General features: G+C 65.4%; 6 protein-coding genes and 1 pseudogene. 4 read left to right on the forward strand and 3 right to left on the reverse strand.

Annotated features, from left to right (window positions below):
• Both ACMUOO_RS15455 and secA read right to left on the reverse strand, forming a co-directional pair.
• Window positions 1-308: pseudogene (locus ACMUOO_RS15455) on the reverse strand (hypothetical protein); the annotation flags it as partial.
• Window positions 309-504: 196 nt separating this feature from the next.
• The gene (secA, locus tag ACMUOO_RS15460; protein WP_301919707.1) at window positions 505-3,204 is read right to left on the reverse strand and encodes a preprotein translocase subunit SecA; all 2,700 of its coding nucleotides are present in this window, start codon (window positions 3,202-3,204) and stop codon (window positions 505-507) included.
• A 185-nt stretch (window positions 3,205-3,389) separates the two neighbouring features.
• Between secA and ACMUOO_RS15465 the strand changes: the two genes are divergently transcribed.
• Genes ACMUOO_RS15465 through ACMUOO_RS15480 form a run of 4 tightly spaced genes read left to right on the forward strand, consistent with a single transcriptional unit; the run spans window position 3,390 to window position 6,384 of the window.
• A complete protein-coding gene (locus ACMUOO_RS15465) occupies window positions 3,390-4,229 on the forward strand; it encodes a peptidylprolyl isomerase (protein WP_301919708.1) in 840 nt (279 codons plus the stop codon).
• A gap of 22 nt (window positions 4,230-4,251) precedes the next feature.
• The gene (gene argJ / locus ACMUOO_RS15470; protein ID WP_301919709.1) at window positions 4,252-5,673 is read left to right on the forward strand and encodes a bifunctional glutamate N-acetyltransferase/amino-acid acetyltransferase ArgJ; all 1,422 of its coding nucleotides are present in this window, start codon (window positions 4,252-4,254) and stop codon (window positions 5,671-5,673) included.
• Window positions 5,670-6,068, forward strand: coding sequence for an 8-oxo-dGTP diphosphatase MutT (gene mutT, locus ACMUOO_RS15475; protein ID WP_301919710.1), 399 nt, complete (start codon window positions 5,670-5,672; stop codon window positions 6,066-6,068). Before argJ ends, mutT begins: the two co-directional genes overlap by 4 nt.
• Before the next feature lie 46 nt (window positions 6,069-6,114).
• Complete coding sequence (locus ACMUOO_RS15480) at window positions 6,115-6,384, forward strand: hypothetical protein (protein WP_301919858.1); 270 nt, start codon at window positions 6,115-6,117, stop codon at window positions 6,382-6,384.
• A 57-nt stretch (window positions 6,385-6,441) separates the two neighbouring features.
• Here ACMUOO_RS15480 and infB read toward each other — a convergent pair.
• A partial coding sequence (gene infB, locus ACMUOO_RS15485) for a translation initiation factor IF-2 (protein WP_413855694.1) occupies window positions 6,442-8,319 on the reverse strand: 1,878 nt, incomplete at its 5' end.

Raw genomic sequence — 8,319 nt, forward strand, 5'->3', positions numbered from 1 at the left:
GGCTCCTGAGCCGCCGGGACAGCGGCGGCGACCACGATCTCCGCGGCGGCAGGTGCAGTCGGCGGTTCCGACGCGACGGGGGCCTGCGCCTCGGTCACGGCCGGTACGGGAACACTGCTCGGCTCCGGGGTCTCCTTGACGGCGACAGTTGCCGCGGTCGACGTTACGCTGGCGAGCACGGGTGCTTCCGTCGCATCGGCGCCGCGCAACCGCGCGCTGATGGTTTCGCCGTTCTGCATGACATGGCCGGTCGCGGCGGCCAGAAAGAAGGTCGTCCCGACGGTAATCGCCCTGCGCTTGATCTGCATGGTCGTCTCCCCAAGGTTCCGCTCAGGACTAGCGCTGGATCGGGGCAGGGGAATGGCGGCACGGCGACCGCGGGAAACTGTGAGGCCCGGAGGCCTCTACCCTATCTTGGTTGCGAAACGACGGGCGCGCCAAGATTGTGGGGCGGCGGGCAGACCTGGGGGCAGTCCGCCACAATTTCGCCACAGATCGCCCGAATCAGGCGAGCTTTCCGTGGCAGTGCTTGAACTTCTCCCCCGATCCGCAGGGGCAGGGATCGTTCCGGCCCGGGTTGCCCCAGGTCGCGGGATCGTTCTCGTCGAAGCCCGCCAGCACCGGCTGCCTCGGTGCCTCCGCCGCCACCGTGGAGGCGACGGGTGCGTTGAGCGCGGCCTGCCGCTCCGTCATCTGGCGGAAGAGCGCCTGCTGCTCCTCCTCCGTCATCGGGCGGACCTGGGCGAGCTTCTGCGTGACGTCGGAGCGGAGGCCGTCGAGCAGGTTCTCGAAAAGCTGGAACGCCTCGGTCTTGTATTCGTTCAGCGGGTCGCGCTGCGCATAGCCACGGAAACCGACCACCGAGCGGAGGTGTTCGAGCGTCACGAGATGTTCGCGCCACTTGCTGTCGATCGTCTGCAGCAGGAACTGCTTTTCGATCTGCCGCATCGTCTCGGCTCCGAAAGCCTGGGCCTTCCCGGCCATAAGACTGTCGGACGCCTCGTAGAGCCGGTCGCGCATCACGTCGTGATCGACACCCTCTTCCTTCGCCCAGTCGATCACCGGAACGTCGAGCGCGAGCTTCTCCATCGCCGCGGCATAGAGACCTTCGGTATTCCACTGTTCGGGATAGCTCTTCGGCGGAAGATAGTCGTCCACAAGATCGTCGATGACCTGATGGCGCATGTCGCGGACAATCTCTTCCAGATCCTCGGCCTCCATGATCTCCAGCCGCTGGCTGAAGATCACCTTGCGCTGGTCGTTCATCACGTCGTCGAATTTCAGCAGCTGCTTGCGCATGTCGAAGTTGCGTCCCTCGACCTTCGCCTGCGCGCGTTCGAGCGACTTGTTGACCCAGGGGTGGATGATCGCCTCGCCTTCCTTCATCCCGAGGCTCGACAGCACCTTGTCGAGCCGGTCCGACCCGAAGATGCGCATGAGGTCGTCCTCGAGGCTGAGGTAGAACGATGATCGGCCGGGATCGCCCTGCCGGCCCGAGCGGCCGCGGAGCTGGTTGTCGATGCGCCGGCTTTCGTGCCGTTCGCTGGCCAGCACGAAGAGCCCCCCGGCTTCGAGCACCTTGGCCTTTTCGGCGGCATGCTCCGCCTCGATCCGGGCGCGCACCTCGTCGGGATGCGCGTCGGGATTGGCGTCGAGTTCCTCCAGCACCCTCATCTCGACATTGCCGCCAAGCTGGATGTCGGTTCCGCGGCCGGCCATGTTCGTGGCGATGGTCACCGCGCCAAGGCGCCCGGCCTCGGCGACGATCCGCGCCTCCTGCTCGTGCTGGCGCGCGTTCAGGACGTTGTGCGGTATGCCTTCCTTCTTCAGCATTTCCGACAGCATCTCGGACTTTTCGATCGAGGTCGTGCCGACGAGGATCGGTTGCCCCTTTTCGTGCGCCTTCCTGATCCGGGCAATGATCGCCTCGTATTTCTCGCGCGCGGTGCGGTAGACCTGGTCGTGGTCGTCCTTCCGGGCAATGGGCTTGTTCGTCGGCACCACGACGACACCAAGCCGGTAGATATCCATGAATTCCTCGGCCTCGGTCTCGGCCGTGCCGGTCATGCCGGCGAGCTTGTCGTAAAGCCGGAAGTAGTTCTGGAAGGTGACGGAGGCGAGCGTCACGTTCTCCGGCTGGATCTTGACGCCCTCCTTGGCCTCGATGGCCTGGTGAAGCCCGTCGGACAGTCGCCGTCCCTGCATCATCCGGCCGGTGAACTCGTCGATCAGCACGATCTCGCCATTCCGGACGATGTAGTGCTGGTCCTTCTGGAAGAGCTTGTGCGCCCTGAGCGCCTGCGTCGCGTGATGGACGATCGTGGTCGATTCCGGGTCGTAGAGCGTCTGGCTCTCGGGCAGGACACCGGCCTGCCAGAGCCGCTGTTCGAGAAACTCGTTGCCCGCCTCGGTGAAGGTGGCATTGCGCTGCTTTTCGTCGAGCTTGAAATGCTCGGCGGCCAGTTCCGGAATGAACTTGTCGAGCGTGATGTAAAGCTCTGACCGGTCCTGACTTGGACCGGAGATGATCAGGGGCGTGCGCGCCTCGTCGATCAGGATCGAGTCCACCTCGTCGACGATGGCGAAGTGATGGCCGCGCTGCATCATGTCGTCGATGGTCGCGCGCATGTTGTCACGCAGGTAGTCGAAGCCGAGCTCGTTGTTGGTCGCATAGGTGACGTCGCAGCGGTAGGCGGCGCGCTTTTCCTCGGCCGACTGGAACGGGTAGACGACACCGGTCGTCATCCCGAGCTGGGCGTAGACCTTGCCCATCCAGTCCGCGTCGCGCTTGGCGAGATAGTCGTTGACCGTGACGATGTGCACGCCCTCGCCCGTCAGCGCGTTGAGGTAGGCCGGAAAGGTCGCGACGAGCGTCTTGCCCTCGCCCGTCCGCATCTCGGCGATGTTGCCGCGGTGCAGGAAGATCCCGCCAATGAGCTGCACGTCGAAGGCGCGCAGCCCGAGCGCCCGCCGCGCTGCCTCGCGGCAGTTTGCAAACGCTTCGGGCAGGACGTGGTCGAGGCTTTCGCCGGCCGCCACCCGTTCCTTCAGCTCGGCAGTCTTCGCCTTGATTCCCTCGTCGCTCAGCGCCTGGAACTGCGGCTCCAGCGCATTGATCTTCTCGACGAGCGTGCGGACCGATTTGACCTTGCGGTCGTTCGGCGTGCCGAAGACCTTCTTCGCGATAGTTCCGAGGCCCAGCATGGTTTCTCCGCTCGGGTTCGACTGGCGTGCTCGTGATAAACCTGGCCTTGCCGACACCCCTCGCGCATCCTAGAACGGCGGCGAAACAAGGATGGACCGGCCCTCACGGGACCCTCGCGATGTAAGGGGCGGCCACCGGATAGTCAACGCTGCGCCCGGCCGCAGCCTCTTTGGGAGCCCTCACGATGCTGAAATCCGCCCTACTCGGCGCCCTCCTCGCCGTAACGGCCGCAGCCGCCTGGGCCGAAGACCCCACGGCCGACACTGTGGTGGCTACCGTTAACGGCAAGGCCATTACGCTTGGCCACATGATCGCGATGCGCGAAAGCCTGCCGCCGCAATACCTCCAGCTCGACGACAAGACTCTGTTCGACGGCATTCTTGACCAGATCATCCAGCAGGAGGCGCTCGCGGAAGTCGCGGAGGCCCAGATCGGGAAACGCGAAGCGCTGATGCTCGACAACCAGCGGCGCGGCTATTTGTCGGGCGTCACGCTGGATGAGACCGCTGCAGCGGCCGTGACGGACGAATCCGTCCAGGCGCTGTTCGACGAGAAGTATTCCGCGAAGGAGCCCGGCAAGGAATACAGCGCGGCCCATATCCTCGTCGCGACCGAAGACGAGGCCAAGACAATCAAGGCCGAGCTGGATGGCGGCGCCGACTTCGCCGCCATCGCTAAGGAAAAGTCCACGGACCGGGGATCGGCCGCCGCCGGGGGTGACCTCGGCTGGTTCGGCGTCGGCATGATGGTGAAGCCGTTCGAGGACGCGGTCATCGCGATGAATGCGGGCGAGATCTCCGCCCCGGTGGAAAGCCAGTTCGGCTGGCACATCATCCGGCTGAACGAGGTGCGCACGGCAGCCAAGCCGACGATCGAGGATGTTCGTGCAGAGCTCGAGGGCGAGTTGCAAGGCCGTGCGGTCGAGGCGCGGGTGACGGAGCTGACAGGAGCCGCAAAGGTAGAGAAGACCGTGGACGGGATTGACCCAGCGGTCCTGAAGAACGTCGCGCTTATCGACAACTGACACGCTGCAGGGAGAGCCCGACATGGCCAAGACGAAGGACGAGTGGAAGGCCGAGGCCAAGAAGCTGAAGGCAAGGGTGAAGGACCTGCGGGCGCGGCTGGAAACCGAACTGGCGCCTGTCGTGGAGGGTGCGCTGGCCACCGCGGCGGATGTCATCGGTGATGCGGCGCAGGCTGCCGCCACCGCGGTGCGCAAGAAGGCCAGCCCGGTCTCGCCCTTGGCGCCAAAGGGCGGGTTCCCCGCGCTGCCCCGAATCGCCGGTGTGGAGTTCGCGGCGGTCGCGGCAGGGGTTCGCTACGCCGGGCGCACGGACGTCACGCTCATCCGGCTTGCTCCGGGCACGACCATCGCCGGCGCCTTCACGACCTCGGCCACGCGGGCGTCCTGCGTACTGGACTGCGAGGCTAAGCTGAAGAAGCCGGACGGCGCGAGCGACGGCGCCGCGATCATCGTCAATTCCGGGAATGCGAACGCCTTCACCGGCAAGCTCGGCGCCGAGGCGGTGTCGGCCGTCACGGGCGGCGTCGCGAAGGTACTCGGAGTGCCGGCGTCGCGAGTCTTCTCCTCCTCGACCGGGGTCATCGGCGAACCTTTGCCGCACGGGCGGATCACCGCGAAGCTTGGCGATCTGAAGGCGGCATTGTCGGCGGACAGCATCGAGATGGCCGCCCGCGCGATCATGACGACCGACACGTTCCCGAAAGGCGCGGGCGCCGAGATCGCCGGAGAGGGCGGGCCGATCCGCATCGCCGGGATCGCCAAGGGCTCGGGCATGATCGCGCCGGACATGGCTACGATGCTGGTGTACATCTTCACCGACGCGACGATTCCGCAGGCCGCGCTTCAGAAGATCGTCGCGCGCCAGGTCGGTGACACGTTCAATGCGATCACCGTTGACAGCGACACATCCACCTCCGACGCGCTTATTGTCGCTGCGACGGGACAGTCGCAAGCGGATCCGATCACCGACCTGAGGAGCCGTGTGGCGAAGGAGTTCGAGGCCGCGCTCGGCCGCGTCATGCTCGACCTTGCGCAGCAGGTGGTGCGGGACGGCGAGGGGGCGACGAAATTTGTCGAGATCCGCGTCACGGGTGCCGCCGACGCGGCCGACGCCCACCGCGCCGCCATGGCCGTCGCCAATTCGCCGCTCGTGAAGACCGCGATCGCGGGGGAGGACGCGAACTGGGGCCGCGTGGTCATGGCCGTGGGCAAGTCGGGCGCGAAGGCGGACCGCGACGCCATGTCGATCCGCTTCGGCGACCTCACGCTGGCCGAGAACGGATGGCGCAGCCCGAACTACAACGAGGAAGCGGCAAGTGCCTATATGAAGCACGAGGAACTGGTGATCGCGGTCGACCTCGGCGTCGGCAAGGCGGCGCGCACCGTTTGGACCTGTGACCTGACGCATCGCTACATCGACATCAACGCCGATTACCGGTCGTGAAGACGGTTCTCGTTTCGGCCGTCGCGCTGATCGACGCCGACGGGCGGGTTCTGCTCGCCCGCCGGCCCTCCGGAAAGCCCATGGCCGGGCTCTGGGAATTTCCCGGCGGCAAGGTTGAGCCTGGGGAAACGCCAGAGGCCGCGCTGATCCGCGAGTTGCATGAGGAACTGGGTATCGACACCTGGAAGAGTTGCCTCGCGCCACTGACCTTCGCGAGCCATGGTTACGAGGACTTCCACCTCGTCATGCCGCTCTTCGCGTGTCGCCGCTGGCAGGGGACCCCGCTGGCCAGAGAGGGGCAGGAGCTGGCCTGGGTGCGGCCAAGGGACCTGGGCAACTATCCGATGCCGCCTGCCGACCTGCCGCTGATCCCGGTCCTGCGCGACTGGCTCTGATCACGGCTGATGCCGTGCAATCACAAGCTGTGGAACTTTTCCGCCCATGGCCGGCCGCCACGGGATTATTGTTTCCAAGTCGGACCGACTATGGCAAAAATATGACCATGACGATTTGCCGCCGATTAACCATTGCCGACTAGACTTCAAAGCAGCCCGCAGTTGGGGAGAAAAGGCGATGCTGCGAACCATCACTCTTGGAAGCTGTGTATCCGTTCAGGGGACGTTCGAGCGGCAGCTCGAAAACGGCAAGATCCTCGTGCGGGTCGGTAAGCTCTTGTTCGAGGGCTACCCCGTCGTGAAAGTGGCCGCCTGACGATCAGGCGGCCTTTTTCATTGGTGCGGACTGGGGGAGGCGCCGGCGCCTCCTTTTTCATGCGAGCTTGCGCTCGACCTCTTCGCGTTCAAAGATTTCGATCACATCGCCCTGGCGGATGTCGTCATAATTCTCGAACGCCATGCCGCATTCCTGGCCGGACTGGACTTCCTTGACCTCGTCCTTGAATCTCTTGAGGGTTTTCAGCGTCCCCTCGTGAATCACGACGTTGTCGCGCAGAAGCCGGACGCCCGCAGACCGGCGCGCCACGCCTTCCGTGACGAGGCAGCCTGCCACCTTGCCGACGCCGGAGACCTTGAAGACCTCCTTGATCTCGGCATAGCCGATGAAGTTCTCGCGCACTTCGGCCTTGAGAAGGCCGGAGGCCGCCGCCTTCACGTCGTCGACCAGATCGTAGATGACCGAGTAGTAACGGATCTCCACGCCCTTCTGGTTCGCCGCGGCACGTGCCGGCGCGTTGGCGCGGACATTGAAGCCGATGACTGGCGCACCGCTTGCCTCGGCAAGGCCGATGTCCGATTCCGTGATGGCGCCAACGCCGGAGTGCAGCACGCGGACCCGCACCTCGTCGTTGCCGATTTTTTCCATAGCCTGAACAATCGCCTCGGCGGACCCTTGCACGTCGGCCTTCACGAGGATCGGCAACTCGGCCACGCTTTCATCGGCCTTGGCCTTGGCCATGAGTTGCTCAAGCGTCGTCGCCGCACCGGCCGCCGCGCGCTTGTCCTTCGCTGCCTGCTCGCGGTAGGCGGCGATCTCGCGCGCCTGCGCCTCGGTGTCGACCACGTTCAACACGTCGCCCGCCTCGGGCGTGCCGTTCAGGCCGAGAACCTCGACCGGGACCGAAGGACCGGCGTCCTTTACCCGTTCGCCCTTGTCGTTGACGAGGGCCCGCACCTTGCCCCACTGCTCTCCGACCACGAAGATGTCGCCCTGGCGGAGCGTGCCGTTCTGCACCAGCACCGTCGCGACCGGGCCGCGGCCCACGTCGAGCTTGGCCTCGATCACCGCGCCCGAGGCCGCCCGCTTGGGGTTCGCCTTCAGTTCGAGAATCTCGGCTTGCAGCGCGATGGCCTCCAGGAGGTTGTCGAGCCCCTTGCCGGTCTTGGCCGACACCTCGACATCCTGCACGTCGCCCGACATCGCCTCGACCACGACCTCGTGCTGCAGCAGGTCCGTCCGTACCTTCTGCGGATTGGCGTCGGGCTTGTCGCACTTGTTGATGGCGACGATCATCGGCACCTTGGCGGCCTTGGCGTGGTTGATCGCCTCAACCGTCTGCGGCATCACCGCATCGTCGGCCGCAACTACCAGAACCACGATGTCCGTCACCTGCGCGCCTCGGGCGCGCATGGAGGTGAAGGCGGCGTGGCCGGGCGTGTCGAGGAAGGTCAGCACGGCGCCGGAATCGGTCTTCACCTGATAGGCGCCGATATGCTGGGTGATCCCGCCGGCCTCGCCGGAAACAACGCTGGTGTGGCGGATCGCATCGAGAAGCGAGGTCTTGCCGTGGTCGACGTGACCCATGATCGTGATGATCGGGGGACGCTGGCGCAGGTCCTCGTCGCGGTCATCGACCGTGTCGATCGCCTGTTCGACGTCGGCATCGGTCACGCGCACGGCGTGGTGGCCGAATTCCTCGATCACGAGTTCCGCGGTGTCGGCGTCGATGGACTGGTTCATCGTCACCATCATGCCCATCTTCATCAGCGCCTTGACCACGTCGGCCGCGCGTTCGGCCATGCGGTTGGCGAGTTCCTGCACCACGATCATTTCGGGGAGTTGGACGTCGCGAACCTGCTTCTCGGCCTTGTGGCCCATGCCCAGGGCCTTGGCGCGGGCCTTTTCCTGCTTGCGCTTCATCGCCGCGAGCGAGCGCTGCCGCCCGCCTTCGTCGAGCGCCTCGGACAGAGT

The sequence above is a fragment of the Albidovulum sp. genome (genome assembly GCF_041919395.1).
Taxonomy (GTDB): domain Bacteria; phylum Pseudomonadota; class Alphaproteobacteria; order Rhodobacterales; family Rhodobacteraceae; genus Albidovulum.

Bases quoted from the DNA above. Each gene is read 5' to 3' on its own strand.
- argJ (WP_301919709.1), top strand. From the start codon at position 4,252: ATGGCCAAGACGAAGGACGAGTGGAAGGCCGAGGCCAAGAAGCTGAAG.
- ACMUOO_RS15465 (WP_301919708.1), top strand. From the start codon at position 3,390: ATGCTGAAATCCGCCCTACTCGGCGCCCTCCTCGCCGTAACGGCCGCA.
- secA (WP_301919707.1), bottom strand. From the start codon at position 3,204: ATGCTGGGCCTCGGAACTATCGCGAAGAAGGTCTTCGGCACGCCGAAC.
- ACMUOO_RS15480 (WP_301919858.1), top strand. From the start codon at position 6,115: ATGGCCGGCCGCCACGGGATTATTGTTTCCAAGTCGGACCGACTATGG.